The sequence below is a fragment of the Bifidobacterium sp. LCP19S3_E9 genome (assembly GCF_052121135.1).
GTDB lineage: Bacteria > Actinomycetota > Actinomycetes > Actinomycetales > Bifidobacteriaceae > Bifidobacterium > Bifidobacterium thermacidophilum.
Genome location: NZ_JBQKEV010000004.1, coordinates 25,109 through 46,059 on the forward strand (window position 1 = coordinate 25,109; position 20,951 = coordinate 46,059).

Annotated in this window: 11 protein-coding genes and 1 riboswitch; of the genes, 5 read left to right on the plus strand and 6 right to left on the minus strand. The window is 58.1% G+C overall.

Annotated features, from left to right (window positions below; genetic code table 11):
• Nucleotides 1-38: 38 nt before the first annotated feature.
• Nucleotides 39-1,715: an energy-dependent translational throttle protein EttA gene (gene ettA / locus ACTQYB_RS02965; protein WP_441481834.1), complete on the minus strand. Its 1,677-nt coding sequence runs from the start codon at nucleotides 1,713-1,715 to the stop codon at nucleotides 39-41.
• A gap of 528 nt (nucleotides 1,716-2,243) precedes the next feature.
• Here ettA and ACTQYB_RS02970 point away from each other — a divergent pair.
• From ACTQYB_RS02970 to ACTQYB_RS02980, 3 genes are all read left to right on the plus strand, one after another.
• Nucleotides 2,244-3,125, plus strand: coding sequence for a sulfite exporter TauE/SafE family protein (locus tag ACTQYB_RS02970; RefSeq protein ID WP_441481835.1), 882 nt, complete (start codon nucleotides 2,244-2,246; stop codon nucleotides 3,123-3,125).
• A gap of 878 nt (nucleotides 3,126-4,003) precedes the next feature.
• Nucleotides 4,004-5,968: a DEAD/DEAH box helicase gene (locus tag ACTQYB_RS02975; protein ID WP_441481915.1), complete on the plus strand. Its 1,965-nt coding sequence runs from the start codon at nucleotides 4,004-4,006 to the stop codon at nucleotides 5,966-5,968.
• An 85-nt stretch (nucleotides 5,969-6,053) separates the two neighbouring features.
• Nucleotides 6,054-9,797 carry a DEAD/DEAH box helicase gene (locus ACTQYB_RS02980; protein ID WP_441481836.1) on the plus strand — a complete coding sequence of 1,248 codons (3,744 nt, stop codon included), beginning with the start codon at nucleotides 6,054-6,056 and terminating at the stop codon, nucleotides 9,795-9,797.
• Nucleotides 9,798-10,113: 316 nt separating this feature from the next.
• Here ACTQYB_RS02980 and ACTQYB_RS02985 read toward each other — a convergent pair whose 3' ends face one another.
• Nucleotides 10,114-10,692 carry a pyridoxamine 5'-phosphate oxidase family protein gene (locus tag ACTQYB_RS02985; protein ID WP_441481916.1) on the minus strand — a complete coding sequence of 193 codons (579 nt, stop codon included), beginning with the start codon at nucleotides 10,690-10,692 and terminating at the stop codon, nucleotides 10,114-10,116.
• A 553-nt stretch (nucleotides 10,693-11,245) separates the two neighbouring features.
• Nucleotides 11,246-11,354: riboswitch (TPP riboswitch) on the plus strand.
• A 41-nt stretch (nucleotides 11,355-11,395) separates the two neighbouring features.
• On the opposite strand from ACTQYB_RS02985, the gene ACTQYB_RS02990 reads away from it, so the two are divergent.
• Nucleotides 11,396-12,184, plus strand: a complete 789-nt coding sequence (locus ACTQYB_RS02990) for a TenA family protein (RefSeq protein WP_441481837.1) — start codon at nucleotides 11,396-11,398, stop codon at nucleotides 12,182-12,184.
• Between the two features lie 322 nt (nucleotides 12,185-12,506).
• On the plus strand, nucleotides 12,507-13,307 hold the full coding sequence (locus tag ACTQYB_RS02995) for a helix-turn-helix domain-containing protein (protein ID WP_002575858.1): 801 nt from the start codon (nucleotides 12,507-12,509) through the stop codon (nucleotides 13,305-13,307).
• A gap of 80 nt (nucleotides 13,308-13,387) precedes the next feature.
• Here ACTQYB_RS02995 and ACTQYB_RS03000 read toward each other — a convergent pair whose 3' ends face one another.
• The 4 genes from ACTQYB_RS03000 to ACTQYB_RS03015 form a co-directional block, all read right to left on the minus strand.
• Nucleotides 13,388-14,608 (minus strand): MFS transporter, encoded by a 1,221-nt coding sequence (locus ACTQYB_RS03000; protein ID WP_002584949.1) that lies wholly within the window; start codon nucleotides 14,606-14,608, stop codon nucleotides 13,388-13,390.
• A 1,175-nt stretch (nucleotides 14,609-15,783) separates the two neighbouring features.
• A complete protein-coding gene (locus ACTQYB_RS03005) occupies nucleotides 15,784-19,038 on the minus strand; it encodes a DEAD/DEAH box helicase (RefSeq protein WP_441481838.1) in 3,255 nt (1,084 codons plus the stop codon).
• Nucleotides 19,035-19,499, minus strand: a complete 465-nt coding sequence (locus ACTQYB_RS03010; RefSeq protein ID WP_321046298.1) for a (deoxy)nucleoside triphosphate pyrophosphohydrolase — start codon at nucleotides 19,497-19,499, stop codon at nucleotides 19,035-19,037. The genes ACTQYB_RS03005 and ACTQYB_RS03010 overlap by 4 nt, the downstream gene beginning before the upstream one ends.
• A 166-nt stretch (nucleotides 19,500-19,665) precedes the next feature.
• Complete coding sequence (locus tag ACTQYB_RS03015; RefSeq protein WP_441481839.1) at nucleotides 19,666-20,757, minus strand: Gfo/Idh/MocA family protein; 1,092 nt, start codon at nucleotides 20,755-20,757, stop codon at nucleotides 19,666-19,668.
• Nucleotides 20,758-20,951: the final 194 nt, after the last annotated feature.

Below are 20,951 nucleotides of genomic sequence, written 5' to 3' on the forward strand. Positions count from 1 at the left end.
GCACGATGTAGAGCACCGGCGAACGCATCCGCATGCTACTAACGCGTCAGCTTGCGATGCAGACGATGAGGCCGTGCCGCGTCCTCGCCGAGGCGCGCGACCTTGTTTTCCTCATACGCTTGGAAGTTGCCTTCGAACCAGTACCAGTGCGCCGGATTCTCGTCCGTGCCCTCCCACGCGAGGATATGCGTGGCGATGCGGTCGAGGAACCAGCGGTCGTGGGAGATGACCACAGCGCAGCCGGGGAATTCGAGCAACGCATTTTCCAGGCTTTCCAGCGTTTCGACATCAAGGTCGTTGGTCGGCTCGTCGAGCAGCAGCAGATTGCCGCCCTGCTTGAGCGTCAGCGCCAGATTCAGGCGGTTGCGCTCGCCGCCCGAGAGCATGCTCACGAGCTTCTGCTGGTCGGAGCCTTTGAAACCGAAGCTTGCCACATAGGCGCGGGTGGGCACTTCCACGCCGCCGACCTCGATGAAGTCAAGCCCACCGGAGACGGCCTCCCACAGGTTCTTGTTCGGATCGAGGCCTGCACGGTTCTGGTCGACGTAGGAGATCTTGACGGTGTCGCCGATAGTGAGCTTGCCTGAAGTGAGCGGCTCCAGACCGACGATTGTCTTGAACAGGGTGGACTTGCCCACGCCGTTCGGGCCGATCACGCCGACGATGCCGTTACGCGGCAGCGTGAAGCTCAGATCGTCGATGAGCACGCGGTCGCCGAACGCCTTGTGAATATGTTCGGCTTCCAGCACCTGCGAGCCCAGACGCGGCCCCGGCGGGATCTGGATTTCGGAGAAGTCAAGCTTCTTGGAGTTGCGTGCCTGCTCCTCCATCTGGTCGTAGCGCTCGAGACGCGCCTTGTTCTTGGCCTGACGGGCCTTCGGCGAGGAACGCACCCAGTCGAGCTCGTTCTTTAGGCGCTTGGCGAGCTTGGCGTCCTTGGCGCCCTGGATTTCCATACGCTTGGCCTTCGTCTCCAGATACGTGGAGTAGTTGCCCTTGTACGGGTACAGGTGGCCGCGATCGACTTCGCAAATCCACTCGGCCACGTTGTCCATGAAGTAGCGGTCGTGGGTGACAGCGATGACGGCGCCCTTGTACTGGTGCAGGAACTGTTCGAGCCACAGGATCGATTCGGCGTCCAGATGGTTGGTGGGCTCGTCGAGCAGCAGCAGGTCGGGGGCTTCAAGCAGCAGACGGCACAGGGCGACACGACGGCGCTCGCCACCGGAGCACACGCTGACCGGGGTGTCGGGGTCGGGGCACTGCAACGCGTCCATCGCCTGCTCAAGTTGGGAGTCGAGATCCCAGCCGTTGGCGGCGTCGATTTCGGTCTGCAGCTTGCCCATTTCCTCCATGAGGGCGTCGTAATCGGCGTCGGGATTCGCCATTTCCTCGCCGATTCGGTTGAAGCGCTCAACCTTCTCGGCAATCGGACCGAACGCCATCTTGATGTTCTCGCCGACGGTCTTGTCTTCGTCGAGCGGCGGATCCTGCTGGAGGATGCCGACCGTGTAGCCCGGGGTGAGGGTCGCTTCGCCGTTTGAGACGGTGTCGAGACCGGCCATGATGCGCAGCAGCGTGGACTTGCCCATGCCGTTGGGGCCCACCACGCCGATCTTCGCGCCTGGCAGGAAGCTCAAGGTCACGTCGTCGAGGATGACCCGGTCGCCGTAGGCCTTGCGCGCCTTGATCATTTGATAAATAAACTCAGCCAAAGTTGTTCCGTTCTCCTGATGTGCGCCGGGGAGGCGCATATGGAATGTAATCGGTCACAATAACCCTTCCATTATGGCGTATACGGTCTACAGCGGGTGGGTCGATGACGGGGCGCGCGGGTGGGGCGTCGGGTTTCGGCGAGTTGTGCGATTGGTGGGTTGCATGGCGGACAGATTTAGGTGGTTCGGAGAGTCTGATGGGCCGGTATCTGCCTGTGGCACGACATTGCGGTCGCCCCCGGCCCGTCGTTGCTGTTCGTATCTTGGACGGGAAAGTGGACGCCTCCTCGCCTTCCTCGTACTATCAATCGGCGGGACATGCGATTGACGGGATTATCCTTCGTCGGGACTTGCTATAGACGAGACTATCGATTGACAGGACTTGGATGAACAGGACTTGCGATTGGCGGGACGATCAATCGACTGGGCTCGACGATTCCGGATTCGCGTCTGTCAGTTGCAAACACTCGGAAATACGGCAACACCGGCATTCACATTGCCGTTGCGCCCGCGGAGGTGAGGTACATCATGATTGCTGGATACTCGGTACTCACCCTGCTGTTGGTGGCGCTTGCCGGTGTCGGCGCTGGCTTCGTGGGGTACGCCGTGGGCGCATCATCGCTGATTTCCTACCCTGCACTGTTGGCGCTGGGAGTGCCGCCCGTCCTCGCCAACGCGTCGAACACGGTCGGCGTGCTGGGCACGGGATTCGGCGGTGCGCTCGGTGCGCGCAAGGAGTTGCATGGATTGCATCTCAGGGCCGCGATTTACGTGTCGATTGGCGTGGTCGGCGGCATCCTGGGGGCGTTGCTGCTGCTTGAACTCGACCCGAAGGTCTTCGAATTCGTTGTCCCGCCGCTGATCGCCCTGAGCAGCGCCGCAATCGCCCTCAATCCGCGCGGGCGCGCCGAAGCCAGACAGGCCGCCGCGGCAGCACAGGCGCAAGCTGTCCAGCTGGGACTGAATGAGGCATCGCCGGACGGCAATACAGGGAAGCGGCGTTCCCGCCCGCTCGTCCGTACACAAACCGAGCCGCTCTCCGAAGACCCGTGGTGGGTCTGGCTTGGCGTGTCATGCTGTGCAATCTACAGCGGCTATTTCGGAGCCGGCGCGGGCACGTTGGTCCTTGCGGTGCTTGACGCCGCCGGCATCGGACCGTTCCATCAGGTCAACGCGCTGAAAACCCTGATCGGGTGGGGCGCGAATATGAGCGCATCCGTGGTGTTTATCGTGCGAGGTGTCGTCGATTGGCCGTTGGCCATCGTGGATGTGCCTCGGCTGCTTCGCCGGCAGCTACATCGCCCCGCCGATCACCCGGAAAATCCCTGCTCGCATCATGCGCATCGCCGCGGTGATCGCCGGCATTGCCCTGACCATCGACCTGGCCATCAAGACTTACTGACCTACTGACACGGGCTTGCTGATTCTTTGGGCTTGCTGATTCTGTCAGCGTTGGCTTGCGTGCCATGCCTGCCGCCCCATGCCATCCGGCACAGCCTTGCGCGTCACGCCCTGCCGACGCGAAGGGGCATCTGCGGTTGTGTTGGGTTGTGTGAGGATTGGTTCGCAAACTGGGTGGTTGCAGTGCTGAGATTGACGATTTTGGCCGGGTTGTGTTGGGTTGTGTGAGGATTAGCTCACAATCTGAGTGGTTGAGCAGTGGGTGTCGTCGGTTTTGGCCGGGTTGTGACTGGTTGTGTGAGGATTGGTTCGCAAACTGGGTGGTTGCAGTGCCGAGGTTGACGATTTTGGTCAATCTGTGTCGGGTTGTGTGAGGATTGACTCACAAACTGGGCTGTGCGGGTTAGCGGACGCCGATATCAGCCGGGTGCAGGCCTCTGCGACTGCATCGAATGCGCCACAGTCCGGCACCGCCATGTACCAACACGAGGGGCAACCGCCTCGTTCACCCCATGTTCGGCATTGCCGACTGCGTTTCCAACTGTGTCACCAGCCATGTCACCAACTGCATTGCCAACCGTGCCGCCAACCAACTGTGTCACCAACCGTGTCACCAACGGTGCCGCCAAATGCCGCGCGTCGAATTCGACACCTCGCGATAGACTGAATTGTCTGAATAACGCCGCGGGAGTGCGGCTGGGTCGCGTGAGCGACCGACTTACGATCGAAAGAACATAGTGACTGATTCCAAATCCTCTCAGCATGCCCATAAGCACGACAACAAGCGGCATGGCGATTCCTTCAAACATCACGGCAAGGGCGGGCGCAAGGGCGGTAAGCGCTTCGACCGCCGTGACGGCAAGAACTCCTCCTTCAAGAACCAGAACATCGAAGAAGAACTTCACGAGAGCAAATACGTCGCGGCTGCAGAGGCAGCTGCGGCCGATTCCGCCGCACACCGCGACGAGCCGCCTCGCACCTTCGCCGAACTGGGGGTTCCGCGCGAACTGGTCGATGCGCTCGAACGCGACGGCAAAACCACGGCGTTCCCCATCCAGGCGGACACCCTGCCGGATTCCCTTGCCGGACGCGATATTCTCGGCCGAGGCCAGACCGGTTCCGGCAAGACCCTCGCGTTCTCCATCCCGCTGATCGCCCGTCTCGCGCAGTCCAGTGACGCCGATGACGCGATTCGCGATTTCAACGCCATAAAGAACAGCGGCGACAAGGACGCGCGCAAGAAAGCCATGCTGCCCCACCCGCGCGCACTCGTGCTCGCACCGACCAGAGAGCTGGTCAACCAGATTGACGAAGTCATCAGGCCTCTCGCCGAGGTGTACGGCATGCGTACCGTCACCATCTACGGCGGTGTGCGCCAAGGCCGTCAGGTTGACGGGCTGCGTCGCGGCGCCCAGATTGTGGTTGCCTGCCCTGGGCGTCTCGAGGATTTGCTCAACCAGAAGCTGCTCAGCCTTGAATCCGTGCGCGTCGCGGTGCTTGACGAAGCCGATGAAATGGCCGATATGGGCTTCCTTCCTTCGGTTGAGAAACTGCTCGCTCAGGTCGCCCCTGACGGCCAGCGCATGCTGTTCTCCGCGACCCTTGACCATGGTGTCGACAAGCTCGTGGACGAATTCCTGCATGAGCCGAAGGTCCACGCGGTCGATGCCGCCGACGCCCAGGTCGACACGCTCACCCAGCATGTGTTCAAGGTCACCAAGGACGACAAGCCTGAGGTGATTCGTGCGCTCGCCAGCGGCAAAGATAAGCGCATTATCTTCACCCGTACCAAGTATCAGGCCAAGGAACTCGCCGAGAAGCTCGTCAAGCACGGCATTCCTGCGGTCGATTTGCAGGGCAATCTGTCGCAAAAGCAGCGCGACCATCATCTCGCCGCGTTCGAGCGTGGATTTGTGCGTGTCCTGGTTGCCACGGATGTCGCCGCGCGAGGCATCGACGTCAGCGATGTCGCGCTGGTGATCCAGACCGAACCGCCGGCCGACCCGAAGTCCTTCCTCCATCGTTCCGGCCGTACCGCGCGCGCCGGCGAGCATGGTGACGTGGTCACACTCGTGCTGCCGAACCAGCGCCGGTCTTCGCATCGTCTGTTCCACAACGCGGGTATTGACGCGAAGCCGGTCGCGGTCACCCCTGAGTCTCCTGAACTGCTAGAGCTGGTAGGCGAGGTCGCACCTGTTGTCGAGGGCTGGGATCTGGGTCAGGTCGATTTCGGCAACAAACACGGCAAGAGCGGTAAGAACGGCAAGAAGAAGGACGGCGGCAAACGCAAGGGCCGTCATGACCGCGATGACAAAGATCGCCGCGACCACAAGGACCGCCACGACAAGGGCGGTGCCAAGGGTAAGGGCTATGCCTCGCACGGGCATCATGCCGACGACGCCCGCGAATCGTTCGATGGGTTCGGACAGCCGGCATCCGTCGATTTCGCCATGTCCGAGGATTACCGCAACACCAAGCATCATGGCCATAAGGGCGCCAAGGACGCCGGGCATCACAAGCACAGCAAGGACCGTTTCGATCGCGGTGCCGGGCGTCGCGATGATGATATGCGTGATTTCGACCGGTCGTTCCGCGACGGCGAGATGCCGCAACGCCATTCCGGCCGTCGTATCTCGTCGTATGATGAGGGCCCGCACAATCGCAAGCAGCGTCGCGAACGCGAGTTCGGCCAGCGTTCCGTTGGTTGGCGTCATGCCGGCAAGAAGCACCGCGATGATGTGAGGTTCGTCAGCGCGAAGCATGGCAAAAAAACCAAGGCTTCGAAGAAATCAAAGCCGGCGGGGAAGTATCATTCCGGGAAGAAACATGCCGGTGGCAAGAAGCATCGCTGAGCGGTGAGACGGGCGGGAATGCTGATGTGTGTTCCCGCCCGTCTTGCGTTACGATGGAATGAGTGCTTGATGAAGGATGGTGGTCATGGACTGGCATGCAGCGGTATATGGGGGACGAGGCGGCAGCGGGTATGACGCGCCTCGTGATTTCGGCGCAGAACCCGGTTCCTCGTATGGCGCGCGCGATGAGGTCGTTCCTGAATCCAAGCTGAAGCGGCGAGGGGGATCCGCGTATTATCGTGCGTTTGACGTCCTTTCCGGCAATCGGATGCGTGATTTTACCTGCACTTACACGGATGACGGTGAAACGCTTCATGCGACGGTCCACAGCACTGAGAACTTCCTGAGCGATTACGATGTGAGCACGCATATTGACGAGGATCGCTCGGATTTCACCGATTCGTCATGCACCTGCCCGGCGTTCAGCAGATTCGGCGGCATTTGCAAGCATGTGCTGGCGTTGATCATCGCATACAACGAGGATTCCTCGTCATTCACCGTCAAGGGGGACGCCTCTTCCCGTGGCGGACGCCAGCATCGCACTACATCCCCGCTGCTGGAGCGCTTCATGTTCAGCGAGGAGCGCCGCCAAGCCGATGACGCGAAAAACCGGCAGCTTGAATTGCTTAAGCAGGTCAACGCCGCGGAGAAGAACGGCGGGGTGCCGACATCTGTGCAAAGCAGCCGCCATCTGCCGATCGGCAGCGTGCATCTGGAACTTGCGTTTGCGAAATCCGCGCGGGTATCCGGGGCTTCGATCCGGCTTAAACTCAACGTCCCGTCGCTCAGACTCAGCTATGTCGTCAACAGCATCCCCCAGTTGCTTGATTCGGTGCGCAACCAGGGGTACTTCCAGTACGGGCAGAAGCTCGCGTTCGTCCATACCCGCGACACCTTCGACGAGCAGTCCCGCAAGATGCTTGACATTCTCGATCGTGCCGTGCAGGTCAGGGAAAGCCTGAGCAACGCGATGTTCTATTCGTTCCCGCATAGTGCGTCGGGCGACGGATACGCGGTGGCCGACGACGAATTGGCGGAGCTGCTCGGCTTGTTCGTCGATACCGGGGAAGCCGTGGGTGTGGTGGGGCTCAACACGACTTTCGCCAACGCGCGATCCATGCGTGTCGTCGGCGCCGACCCTGATTTCGGGTTGCGCATCACTCCCGAGCCCGATGGCGGATACACGATTACGCATACCGCCTGCGTGATTGCGATGATTGACGGGCATCCCTCCTCATATGTGATCGTCGGCTCCGCGATCGGGGCGAACCGCGAATGGTACTCGTCGAGCACCGACGGCCTGCCGATGATTTTCCGGTGTTCACCGCAGTTGGCGCGGCGCGCACAGCTTGCGATGGCGCTGTGCGGGGAGGATTGCGAGACCGAGCAGTATGTCAGCTCCCGTGATTTGAACGCATTCAGCCGCACAGTGCTCCCGCAGCTGACGGTCGGCGCGATTGACGGCGTGCCGGTGCAGCAGGAAACGGATGATGACGACGATATCGCCGGTCCCGCGGGCCTCGCAGATGCCACCGATACCGACGGTTCCGCTGGCAATCCGCATACCGAGACAACACATGAGACGCCGGTATCTGACGAGCCGACTGGACCTGCCGCATACGGCACGCCGGGCGACACCAACCCGAACAGCGACCCGCAGCATGATCGGCCAGAGTCATTGCATGGCCTGATCGCCGATATCCCGGCGAAACTGCTCGCCACCATCCAACAGCCGTGCAATATCGAACTGTATTTCGACCGCGACCGCGACGGTATCACGTGCGATGCCCAAGCCCGGTACGGTGACCGGCGATTCCATATCTTCAACGGCAACGGCGCACATGACGGCGTGGTGCGCGACACGACCACCGAACGGCTTGTGGTCGAAGCGCTGCTGCATTACTTCCCGCGCCCCGATGGCCCGGTTGCGCGGCTATCCGAAGATGACGACGAGGGAATCTACCGTCTGCTGACCGAAGGACTGCCGGTATTGCGCGGACTGGGGACCGTGTACTCAACACCGGCGTTCGACGGGGTGACATCCATGCCGTCCCCGATCATCAAAATCGGGCTGTCCATGCGATCCGATTTGGTGGAAATCTCGCCGATCGCCGACGAAGTCGACCCTGACGAAGTGCCGCAGCTGCTCAACAGCTACCGCCAGCGCAAACGGTTCCATCGCCTGCGCGACGGACGGTTTGTCAACTTGGCCAGTATGGACACCAGCAAGCTTGACACCGTCGCCGACGATCTGGGCATCGACCGAGACGAGTTCGCCGATGGAGCCGTGGACGTGCCGGCATTCCAAGCCTTCTATCTTGACGGACAAACCGATGATGAGGACAAGGACCAGCGGTTCTGCCAGTATGTCGAGAACCTCAAGGTCATCGACCCGAACCGCTACGAGGTGCCGGAAAGCCTGAAATCCGTGCTTCGTCCCTATCAGGCGGAGGGCTTCAGGTGGCTCAACGCGGTGTGCGACAAGGGCTTCGGCGGTATTCTTGCGGATGAAATGGGTCTGGGCAAAACCGTGCAGATGCTCGCCATGCTGCTCAGTCGGCTGGACGAATCGCGCAAGAACGGACCGAACCTGATTGTCTGCCCGGCCTCTCTGGTCTATAACTGGGTCGCTGAGGCGGAGAAATTCACGCCGGAACTGCACGTCGCTGCGCTCGCGGGAAGCAAGGACGAACGTCGGGCGATTCTTGCCAGTGCACGCGATTATGACCTGCTCGTCACTTCATATGATCTGTTGCGGCGCGATATCGATGATTATCGTGATATCAACTTCACGTGCATGGCGTTGGATGAGGCACAATATGTGAAGAACCACGCGACGAAATCCTCGCAGGCGGTGCGTTCGATCCAGGCCAAGCATCGGTTCGCGCTCACCGGCACGCCGATTGAGAACCGACTGTCCGAATTGTGGAGCATTTTCGATTTCCTCATGCCCGGGATGCTCGGCAGCTATAAGCATTTCCGCGGTCGGTTCGAAATGCCGATTCTCAGCGGTGACGCCATCGCGCAGCGCAGATTGCAGGTGTTTGTCGGCCCGTTCATTCTGCGCCGTCTCAAGAAGGACGTACTCGGCGACCTGCCCGACAAGATTGAGAACGTCATCACCGTCCAGCTGGAGGGCGAGCAGCGCAAACTGTATGCGGCGCTCGAGCAGCGGTTGCGCGCTTCCATCAACAGGGATACGAACTTCGATTCCGGCGCCGAGAAAATCAAGGTGCTCGCCCAGTTGACCAGGTTGCGGCAGATTTGCTGCGATCCGCGGTTGGTATACGAGAACGCCGGGAAGAAATCCGCCAAGCTTGACGCCATCGAGGAGCTGGTGGAATCCTGCCGTGATGCGGGCCGGAAGATGCTGATTTTCTCGCAGTTCACCAGTTATCTGCATTTGATCGGCAAGCGGTTGCACAAGAACGGCATCGACTATGACGTGATCACCGGCGGAACCCCGAAGAAGAAGCGGCTTGAGCTGGTCAACCAGTTCAACAAGGACGACACCCCGGTGTTCCTCATTTCGCTCAAGGCCGGCAATACGGGTCTCAACCTGACCGGTGCCTGCGTGGTTGTGCATGCCGACCCGTGGTGGAATGCCGCAGCGCAGAACCAGGCGACTGACCGTGCGCATCGCATCGGGCAGACGCAGGATGTGAACGTGTACCAGATTGTGGCGAAGGACACAATCGAGGAGCGCATCATCAACCTGCAGCGTACGAAATCCGATCTTGCGGCGAAGTTCGTTGATGACGCCTCGACGACCGGTGGCAGCGCCATCAGCCGGCTTACCAAGGACGACCTGCTCGCGCTGCTCGGGTGAGTTGCCGGGGATTGTTGCCTTGCTGCCCGGGCGAGCGCTGGTCGAATGGGTGTTACCGCGAAATCGCCCAGGTGCGCATTGCTCTGGTGGGGCGTTGCCCAGGGATTGTCTGAACGGGCGCCGGTCAGCTGGGCGCGGTTGGGCGGACACTGGCAGTCTGATGTCTTGACTGGTTGGCCGGCAGCTGCCCCAACTCCGCCTTGCGCCCCAACGAATCAAATTAGTAGCACACGATATATTAGCTTACGATATACTAGTTTGTGATATACCAAATTGCAGGTTGGGGACGCAGTGACGGGAAACGCCGCAAGGGCGATTACTTACCGCCGTGCGGGCGCGGAACGGTGTGGATTTTGCCGGTGAAGTTGGTGGATACAACCTGCCAGACCGTGACGCTTGCCATCTGCTGTGCGGTGAACGGCACGTGATCCATACCGGCCTGCTTGCTCATCAGGGCTTGCATGGCGGCGATTTTCTCATCCAGATCAGTGATCACCGTCGCGGTGCCCGTGCCGACGATCGAGCGGAAGGATGCCGACCAGTTGCAAGGTGTGCGGCCTTCATGCACCTGATGGTCGCAGTCAAGTTCAAAGGCGACTGGAAGCGCGTTGCCGGCTGCACTGATGGCGTCGATTTTTCGTCCCTCGTGCGCTGAATGCAGGAAAATCCGCAGCTCGCCGAAATCCGGCGGCAGCGGTATCCCGTCCTCCGACAGGCTGACCGGAAGGTCGTTTTCGGGGTGTGCGAATCGCTCGAGAGTGAATCGGTATCCGAAGTTCATCGGTACGATGGTCAGGCCTTCGGCGTCCTGGTAGGCGACGCGCACGACTTCGCACGCGTCGAGAATATCCTTGATTTGCTGTGGGGAGCGTACTTCGCGATCGGCTCGGCGCATCGGACGATGCACTCCGGGGGTCGTCGAGGCGTGCACATGTGGCGCGCGGCGCAAAGAGCCAGATGGCGGTAATGGCGTCTTGAGTGGGGCGGGCGCGGCATCCTGCGGTGTTGGCGTGTGTTGTTGCGGTTGAAGAGCGGAATCGGTCATGGAATCCTCACAGTATGGTGATGCGGTGGCATACGAGCGGCATTCGGTACGGGACGCGCATCCAGGCGGTTGTTACAGTGCAGTATAGAACGTAGGGCACCTCGCGACGTGATATGCCGCAATGATTGAACGCCGCAGAGCATGAGGCTGGTTCTCGTTTTCAATGGTTCTCGATGCGCTGGTATCGGATGGTGCGGCGTCCGACGGAATCCGGCGGAATAGTGAACATTGCGCGGGATGACGGCAATCGTGCTGACAGACGGGCATAGTGATGCTGACCGGGATATGCCGCAGGGGCGCACGATGGTGCATGACGGGCGAATTCCGGAACGCAGGGGCGGCTCAACTCGATGATAGGGGCGGAACTCGTGCGTGTATGTCCCGGTGCCTGAGGTAGGGTGGCTGGGCAACCTAGGGGAGCTGCGGCGGGTCCGCGGCTGAGAGTGCGCAAGGCGCAGACCCTGTGAACCTGTCCGGGCAATACCGGCGAAGGAAAGGAATGGTCATGGCGGCGTCATCTGCTCAATCGAATCATGGTTCTCGAACGGCAATCATGCCGAACATTGCTCAAACCAGTCAATCCGGCAAGTCCGGCGCATCTGCGGAATCCACTGAAACAAGGGAACCGGCAGCCAAGCACGTTCCGCTCGCTCCGGCGAGCAACAGCGGTGATTACGCGTTTCTCGGGGCGACCCCCGGCAGTGTGGCGGACCGGTTCTATCTGGCTGCGGCCGAAGACTGGAATGCGGCGATCAATTCGCGTTTCGTCAATGAACTGCTTGACGATACGCTGCCTGACAGCGTGCTGATCAGCTATCTGATTCAGGATTTCACGTTCTTCACGCAGCCGACGCTGGAACGACTGACCGCGCAGGCGCCGACGCAGGAAATCCGCGACATGCTCAACCGGCAGGCCGAGTTCTTCGCAAATCAGGAGAAACCATATTTCCTGCGGTTCTTGGAAGAGTATGGGGTGGATGAGCGCCAGCAGGCGAGCGTGCCGCAAACCCCGGCGAACCGTGAGTATTGCGCGTATCTTGACCGGATTGCCGCGACCGGCAGTTTCGCCCAGCTCTTGTGCCTGATGTGTGCGATGGAATGGCTGTATCTGGCGTGGGCCAAGCGCACGGTGGATGCGGGCGTTGTACAGCAGGTGCCGGCGCATCGCGGTTGGGTGGAATTGCACGAGGGTGAGCTGTTCCGCTGCTGGGTGGGCAATCTCATCGAGCTTGTGAACCGGTACGCGAGCGTCGACGGCCCGGAAGCCGCCGTATTCCCCGAGGTCGCCCGACTCGAACGCGCGTTCTTCGAGGATTCGTATGCGTATGGGGTGGGGGAGTGACGTTTCGCTTGCCGTGTGGAGACGCATGTTGAGTGTTTCGGGACTTGCGAGATAGCGAACAACTGGGCGTACCATCTGACAACGCTGTTCCAAGGCCGGTATCTTGTGTATCTGAGGTATCGCAAACGTGCATCTCGGCTATCTGTAGTACCTGCCGGGACATATCTTCATTATGAGGGTTCATCGTTGCCTGAATCGTAAGTATGGACTGTGGAATTCCAACAGTTCCAAAATAAAACTGTAAATGCCTATGCCGTTATGCTATGAGCATAGTACATAGCATAACGGCTTCTCTTTCGTTGAGCTAGCAAGGAGGGTGAATATGTCTTTATCCATACAAGAGCGATTAAAAGACCTACGTGTGGAGCGTGGCTTGACGCTGGGGCAGCTTGCGGAGCAGACCGGGCTTTCCAAGTCTGCGCTGGGCAGTTACGAAACGGAAGACTTCAAGGACATCAGCCACTATGCCCTTATCCGGCTGGCGAAGTTTTACGGTGTGACCGCTGATTATCTGCTGGGGCTGTCTGAAATGAAAAATCACCCAAACGCCGATCTTGCAGACCTGCGTTTGAGTGATGAAATGATTGACCTGCTGAAAAGCGGGAGGATAGACAATACCCTGCTGTGTGAGCTGGCGGCGCACCCGGATTTCCCCCGGCTGATGGCTGACCTTGAAATCTATGTGAACGGAACGGCACTGAAACAGGCGCAGGGTGCAAACGCCATAGTGGACACGATGAGCGCAACTGTTATAAAAAAGCATAATCCTGGCATGAGTGATACGCAGTTAAGACAGCTTATCACCGCCCATATTGATGAGGACGAGTTTTGCCGCTATGTGATACAACGGGACATAAACGGGATTGCCCTTGCTCTGCGGGAAACACACAAGGACGATTTTTTCAGCGTCCCAGAGGATAACCCGCTAAAAGAAATGCTGGAAACTGCTGGTGAAATCGTCAGCCAGGACAGCGACACGGAACAAGCGTACTTGGCGTTTATCTGCAAACGGCTCAAGCTGAATTTTAGGAAGCTGTCAGTAGAAGAACGGAAGTGGCTGAAAAAGATTGCGGAAAAATCCGACTTGCTGAAGAATCCAAAACCGCAGAGAGGACGAAGATAAAAAATGCCTGAACGGCGGTTCTGGTTTTTCAGAACCACCATCCAGGCATTTTGTTTAGTAATAGAAAAAGGTGCAGTTGATTATTGCGTATTGTCAATCTCTCTCAAACCGGGTAGTAAAAATACGGCAAGCGCAACGATGATAATGCCAATTCCGCAAATGACAAACCATTTCTCAACTCCCAGCCGCTCCGCCAGAGGCCCGGAAATGACAAGGCCAAACGGCATGGCGAGGGAAGCGGCGCTTGTCAGTAGAGAAAAAACTCTCCCCAGATATTCTGGTTTGACCGTTTCTTGAAAAATCGCATTTTGCACACCGTAAAATGGAGCGGAAATTCCCATAACAGTACAGCACACAACAAAGACAAGAAATGCGTCTGGCGGCAAAAGCCCGGAGAGCATATTGCTAACGCCCATCAGGAGAACGGAAAGACCGATGGTGTACCGCCGTTTCTTAAAACCGCCCCAAATGCTCAGAATGACTCCGCCAAGCAGCATACCAACCGCAAAAGCAATTTCAGCGGCAGAGGCATGGGCCGGTGTTCCTTTGAAGTATGACATACAGATGAGAGGAAAAAGCGTACTGATTGGCATATAAAAGAACATATAAATTACACCAATCCAGAGCAGAGCAAAGAGGCCCCTGTTTTGCTTTAATACCACATACCCCTCTTTCATATCCTGTAAAAACTGTTGTCTTTTCGTTTCTGGACATAGTTCAGGCGTTGGTATGGACGAAATCGCAACAGTCACACAGGCAAGGATTGCACCCACAATATCTAACAATATAATTGCATTAAGAGGCCAAACAGCATATAAAAACGCTGCGGCAGCTGGACTGATAATCGCACTTACTGCTTGCATGGTCTGCGTGTAACCAGCGCATTTTGTAAGTTCCTCTTTTGGCACAATCATAGGTGTTGCTGCGCTGAATGCTGGAGAATGAAAAGCAGTTCCCGCACTTCGGATTAACAGGACAACCATAATAGACCATACGGGCAATTCCATGTAAAACGCCACCAGCGCCAGAATACCGCCAGCGGCGGCAATTATCAAATCCGCACCAATCATTACGCTTTTACGGCTGTGCCGGTCAACAAAAGCACCTGCAAACGGGCCTAAACAGGCTTGCGGCAAAAATCCAATCAGTGTTGCCGCCGTCAATATGATTGCAGAATTAGTTTTCGCAACCAAATAAAAGATAATGGCCATTTGCAAAATACCGCTGCTAATAAAGGATATTGCTTGTCCGGCAAGAAGTGTAAAATAAGTTTTTCTCCATGAATTGTTGTTTTGGGTCATAATGCGAACCTCCTTTTTTATTGCATTGTTCCTTTGTTTCTGCAATAAAAAGCAGGCGTTGTCCCACAGAGAGGGCAGACGCCTGCATAACAACAAAGCACGAAAAAACACCACGATACAGTTCAAAGACTGCTCGTGTCAAACCTACGTGTTCCTTTGCATACGCACGCAAAAAAAGCCCACCATCATGTGGAAAGGTACTTCTACTTTTTATTGCTTATTAGCGTACACAAATTAACACACGTAAGCCTCCTTCCAATCTCAAACTGTCGCACAGTATAACACACATCCGATAGACTTGTCAACCATTTTTAACCTTGTTTTCCATCTTGTTTTTCCATCTCTTACGGGCAGTAGCAAAGCCAGGCGAGCCAGTCAACGGTCAAGATGAACGGCGCTTTCAGCGCCGCCGTTGACAGTCTCGCCCGTCTTTGCTAATGGGTAATCAAGGCGGGAAAGCCATTTTAGGGCTTTCCCGCCCATTTCAATTTTGGGAGAAGAAAGGCCCCAAAATGAACGAGTGCGGCCAAACACTTTTAGGGATTGGCCACCTTGTCCACCCATCCAGCGGGGCGGCGGGGAACGGTCAAGGCCGGGCGTCAGCCCATTCATTTCAGCCTTGACGGTTTCCTGCCGTCCTGCTACTTTTCCCGGAGTGTGGCCACACATCTGGTCACGGTGTCCAGAGCTTTGGGACTTTTTGTCCCATAGGCCGGGGGCGGAGGACGAGGGACGGGGGCTTTCATAATACGCCCTGTCTGCTGCTGAAATCAGCCCTTTGTTTCCGGCTTACCAGCCCCAAACAAAGCCCTGCTTTCCTGCCGCGTCAAATGCCCTTGCCCTCCCCGGCGGCAACGGTATTTTCAGGGCAACGCCGACAGAGCGTATAACACACTACACTTTGCTCCGCAAAGTCGTGTGCCAAATGGGGCGCTGCCCCCTTTGGAAACCCCCGCAACAAACAGGTGCTATGCACCCAGCCGGGAGCATAGCGCCGTTTGTTGTCAGCAGCCCGTTTCACGGTCTGCGTGTAGTTCCTTGTAAACTGACCTAACTCTGATATCAGATAACGATGAACCCGCGTAAGTGAGATGACTTCTGGCATGTACTACAGATAACCCGGATACGGGTACGAGCTTCAACTTGAGCTTGGCTTCAAACCCGAGACATCGCCGTTACCCAACTTGCTCGTCGGTGAGGTGTCGCAGCAGATCCGGCGGCACGGGGTGGATCAGGTGCAGGTTGGAAACCACTACGCGCTGCTGGATTTCTTCGCCGTCCTTGTTTACGCCTCGATTGGTTTCCTCGTGCGAATCCTCAATCGCCGCCGCACGGCCAACATAGTAGTACGTTGTTTCCTTCGTTTCGACTTTCCTGCGGATGAACACCGGCACGAAATGCGACTCCTGCCAGGGTTTGTCGTTGGTCTCGCGGATCCACTGGAATTCGGGCGATTGCGCAGAACGATTGTTCTTGCTGAACCACTCGATGTCTTGGTCGTCAATGAACCGGTCCTGATACTGGCTTGACTCGTATTTGATGAAAATCGGCATGGTCCCCGTACTCGCGTCGTAACGGTAGCCGCCCACATTCTGTGGGACCTGCTCGTTGCTCCAGCCGCACATCCGCATCACATCAAACAGTGAATACTTTTCCCCGACAATGAACCCGTGGTCGAACACGGCAGACAGCGACAGGCCCTGTTTGCTTGCGGTGACGCGGGTTTCTTCATACCGTCCGACGCATTGTGCCAGTCCTGCCTGCACGGTGTCCGCAAAGAACTGGCGGAATGTCGCGTTTTCTTGCAAGGAGGCTCGCAGCCGGGACGACAGACGTGCTCCACCATCCCCGGACAGTTCAACCATCGGCACGCCGCCGAAACGCTCCCGGTTTGCACTGGTGAAATACGAATAGTCGAGTACCCGCAACGCCGATTCGCATTGTGCGATATCGCCGCTGCAATCAGGGAACAGACTGGTGACCAAGTGCTGCAAAGTTGGGGCATCCAAGACATCCACGCTACCGGCCTGCGAGAGTACGTCGGCATGGTCGCCAACCATATCCCGTACGGCATACGGCATTTCAATCCCGGCAAGCGCCGTCAACGCCACCAGCTCGTGTGGCCGCAAGCCGCGCAGCTGCGTATCGGTCAGCATGGTCAGCATTCCGTCTTCGACCGAGGTTGTTGTTTCGAGCCGGAATCGCGTATCTGGATCACCGTTCTTGGTGCTGAGACTACGTTCGCGTGAACGGACGAAGGCCAGATAGTTCTTCGATTTGCAGGCTATCGTGTACACAAGCGATGTGTCACGTGCCGTGATATCCATGAGCATGGGGATCCGGTTCAATTCGCGACGTAGTTCCCGGTATTGTTCGCTGAGTTTTCTCATGTCGGACAGGTCGGCATGATCGATCGCATCAAGCACGCGCTTGCGGGCGATGGGATCGAAGCTGATCGAGCATAAGCCCGGCGCTTGGTTGTTGAGGTTCTTGCGTACGCGGTCACGGTCGCCGCTGTTGCCGTACAGGGCGATCGGGATGAGATAGTTGTTGGCGTAATTGCCGATGAAATCCACGACGACGACTGATGATTTGCCTGGGTATTTGCGTAGGCCTCGGCCGAGCTGCTGGGTGAATATGATGCTGGATTGTGTCTGTCGTAGCATCACGATTTGGTTGGTTGCGGGGATGTCGATGCCTTCATTGAACAGGTCGACGGTGAAAATGTAATCAAGCTCGCCGTCTTGCAGCGCTTGTTCCACCTGCTCGCGCTCTTTCAGCTTGCTGGCTCCTGTTAGACATGCGGTCCGGTATGGGCGTTCCGCCTGTTCGTTGATGATGTGGGTGAATTTCTCTGCGAGAATCTCGGCTTCCTCGACCCGGCTACAGAATACGATGCCTTTGACCGGTTCGCCTGCCTGACCATAGATACGCAGCTTGTCGATGATGTAGCTGACGCGGTTATCGGCGGTCAGTTCGTTGACCCACCTGCGTAGTGCCGCTCGATCCTTGTCGTTCGTGTGTTCCATGCTCACACCGGTGTCGGGCAGTCCTTCCACGGTCTCAGTGATGAACTCGCTGACCCCGTAGTAGTGGAATGGGCAGAGCATGTCCTCTTCAAGCGCCCGCTGGAGACGGATCTCATAGGCGATGTTGTTGCCGAACAGATCGAAGATATTCCCGCTGTCGTTGCGTTCCGGGGTTGCGGTCATGCCGAGCAGGAATTTCGGTGTGAAATGGTCGATGATTCGCTTATATGTGTCGGCCGCGGCATGATGCGCCTCATCGATGAGAATATAGTCGAACGCATCCGCAGGGAAGTTGCCGAGGACGGACTGCTGCGCCATGGTCTGCACGGTGGAGAATACGTACTTTCGATCAGCGCCGTCTTTGTCGGTGCCGGTATACAGGCCGAGCTGGTTATCCGGACAACCTAGCACGCGCTGGTATGATTCCATCGCTTTGGTGAGGATTTCCTGACGGTGTACCAAGTACAGCATCCGCTTGGGATGACATTGTTTCACATCAAACGCTGACAGGTAGGTCTTGCCGGTACCGGTCGCGGAGATCACAATGGCACGGGTTTCGCCCTGCGCTCGCAGATGGCGGAGGCTGGCCAGCGCTTCGCGTTGCATTGCGTTCGGTTCGACCAACTTGCCTGTTGGATCCGGCTCTGGTGATCTGCGTGAGGGTGCAAGCGGCGGGGCGTTGTGCTCGAATTCCTTCTCGTACGCTTCGATCCACGCGTCGTCAAGCGGCACGGATTGTTCCCGCTGCAGTTCGATTTCCTGGCTGAGCTCTTGCGCGAACCGGCCATCCTGTAAGGAAGGGACACGAAGATTCCACTCGCGGTTGTTTCTCAAGGCATTCTCGGTCAGGTTCGAGCTGCCGATATACACGGTGTACGCGTCTTTGCCGTTTACGGTATGACGGAACACATAGCCTTTAGGATGGTAATTGTTACGAGACGGATCGGGGTTGGGTCGCCCGCCAGTATCGGGACGTTCCCAAACACGTACGTCGATACCTGCCGTCTGCTGTAGTTCGTTGAGCTCGCGGAATGCTTGCGGCGAATTGAAATAGTTGTAGGTCGAAGTGATGATGCTGCCGGCGTGGGCATGATTGTGATCGTGGAAATTCAGAAAATGCTGTTTGAGCATCTGGATCACCGATTGTGTGACGAAAGCGACTGACATGGAGAAGCCGTTGCTGTTGTCCAGCTCGTGGATCAGCGCATCCTCCATAGTTCTGCCGCCTTGGTTGGCGATCAGCTGGGGAACATATCGTTCGTCTGCGCGGGTGTCTGCGGTGATGAATCCCGAGCGTAGTGATCCGGCGATAAGCCCTTGCGTGATATCGGCGATAATGCTGGAATCTGTGGACTCAGTGGAGAAACGGCTGGGCATATTCGACATTGGCGTGGTAGTCATGATTGCATGGCCTCCGGGAAATCGGAGACTGCACAGACGGTAGAAGGCATGCTCTCCAACAATCTGACGGCTTCCCTGTCGGCAGGCGCCCAGTCAAGTTCACTGAGACTCGCTGGCATGAGCCAGCGGACTTCCTGATGTTCGGTCAGATGCGGTTCGCCTTCTGTGAGATGACACAGGAAGGTCGTCAGCTCGATGGTGCCGAAATCGTATGCGTATCTTGTAGTGCACAGCTCATGACCGACTGTGATCTCGCAGCGCAGCTCCTCTTCGATCTCGCGCTGGAGCGCCTGCTGTGGGGTTTCGTGTACTTCGATCTTGCCCCCGGGGAATTCCCAGTACCCGGCGAGCGATTTGGTGCTACCGCGTTGCGCGCACAACACGGTGCCATCGCGCATGATAGCTGCGCCGACGACCCGGATCAGTCGTTGCTGAGGCTCCTGCGGTGTTGGCTGCGGCATCTGTCGCTGTGACGGTTCATTGGTGTGCACGCTGCGCTCCCTCCCATGATGATCACAGTCAGGGCCCAGGATACAACGGCGATCGATCAAGCGGTGCGCGTGTCGCGGCATATGCAGGGTTGTGTGCGACACGTGCACCGATGTCGGTCAGCGCAGCTACCCCGCCTCACTCACACGGGTACCGCAGCCCCCAGCGCTCGCGGATCTGATCGAGCAGCCGCATCATCCGCAGGGTGTCGGCGTGCGGCATGTCCGGGCATTCGGTCGATTTGGCGGCGATGGCGCTGGCACAGGCGGCGACCTCATACTCGTAGCCGGTCAGCTGCGCGGGTACGGGGATGCTGCGAGTCAGCGCGTGATCCTTGCCGTACACGTCGATGCGCTCCACATTGTTCACGTTGCGGCACATGAGGTACCCGTCCGTGCCCCAAATCGCCCCATCGCGGTCGGAAACGGCAAGCAGCGAGCAGGTGCTCACCGCCATCACGCCGTCATCGTAGAACAATGTCGTCGTGCTCTGCGCGTCCACGCCTGTTTTGTACGGGATCATCGCGGTCTCCATGCGGGCGATGCTGCGTCCGCCGCCGTCACCGCCAATCGCCATGTCAATGAAATTCAACGGATATACGCCGACATCAAGCAACGCTCCGCCCGCGAGCCCCGGATCGATGATTCGCTGCTTGTGCGTGGTCGGGTAGCTCAGGTTCGCGCTGATGGCGCACACGTCACCGATTGTGCCGTCCTCGACCAGCCCGCGAATCATCGCGCGCGACGGCATGTACCGCGTCCAAATCGCCTCAGCGCACAACAGTCCGGTCTTCCGGGACACGTCAATCACATGTTGCGCCTGCTCGGCGTTGACCGTGAACGCTTTCTCCACCAGCACATGCTTGCCCGCTTCCATACACGCAATCGCCTGCCCGGCGTGCAGCGAATGCGGGGTCGCGATGTACACGAGGTCGACTTCTGGGTCGTCCAGCATCTGCGCGTATGACCCGTATGCCACCGGAATGCCGTACTGCGCGGCGAATTCGTCTGCGCGCGCCTGGTCGCGGGAGGCGACGGCGTATGGTTTGGCATACGCGCGGTACGTCGGGTCTTGCGCCATCAGGGTGAGGGTGGTCGCCATTTTCTGCGCGATTCGCCCGGCGCCAAGGATCGCCACGTTGATCGGACGCTCCGGCGGCGCGTATGGTGCTGTTGCCGTGCCGGCCGTGCTCGATGCGGCGGGTGCTGGTGTGGTGGTGCTCTCTGCCATAGGTACTCCTCTGATCTGGTCGTCTCCTAACACTACGAGCACCACCTGAACGAACGATGATGCCGCGCGATTGGCAGGATGGCTCGGGGTGGTGCGGATGGTTGACGAATTACGTATGCCGAGACATACGCGGACAGGTTGTCGCGACTGATTGCCGGCGGCAGAAAGAGTGGTATGGGGTGTTGCGCATGTCC

Bases quoted from the DNA above. Each gene is read 5' to 3' on its own strand.
- ACTQYB_RS02970 (WP_441481835.1), top strand. From the start codon at position 2,244: ATGATTGCTGGATACTCGGTACTCACCCTGCTGTTGGTGGCGCTTGCC.
- ACTQYB_RS02980 (WP_441481836.1), top strand. From the start codon at position 6,054: ATGGACTGGCATGCAGCGGTATATGGGGGACGAGGCGGCAGCGGGTAT.
- ACTQYB_RS02985 (WP_441481916.1), bottom strand. From the start codon at position 10,692: ATGCGCCGAGCCGATCGCGAAGTACGCTCCCCACAGCAAATCAAGGAT.
- ACTQYB_RS02990 (WP_441481837.1), top strand. From the start codon at position 11,396: ATGCCGAACATTGCTCAAACCAGTCAATCCGGCAAGTCCGGCGCATCT.
- ACTQYB_RS02995 (WP_002575858.1), top strand. From the start codon at position 12,507: ATGTCTTTATCCATACAAGAGCGATTAAAAGACCTACGTGTGGAGCGT.
- ACTQYB_RS03000 (WP_002584949.1), bottom strand. From the start codon at position 14,608: ATGACCCAAAACAACAATTCATGGAGAAAAACTTATTTTACACTTCTT.
- ACTQYB_RS03005 (WP_441481838.1), bottom strand. From the start codon at position 19,038: ATGACTACCACGCCAATGTCGAATATGCCCAGCCGTTTCTCCACTGAG.
- ACTQYB_RS03010 (WP_321046298.1), bottom strand. From the start codon at position 19,499: ATGCCGCAGCCAACACCGCAGGAGCCTCAGCAACGACTGATCCGGGTC.
- ACTQYB_RS03015 (WP_441481839.1), bottom strand. From the start codon at position 20,757: ATGGCAGAGAGCACCACCACACCAGCACCCGCCGCATCGAGCACGGCC.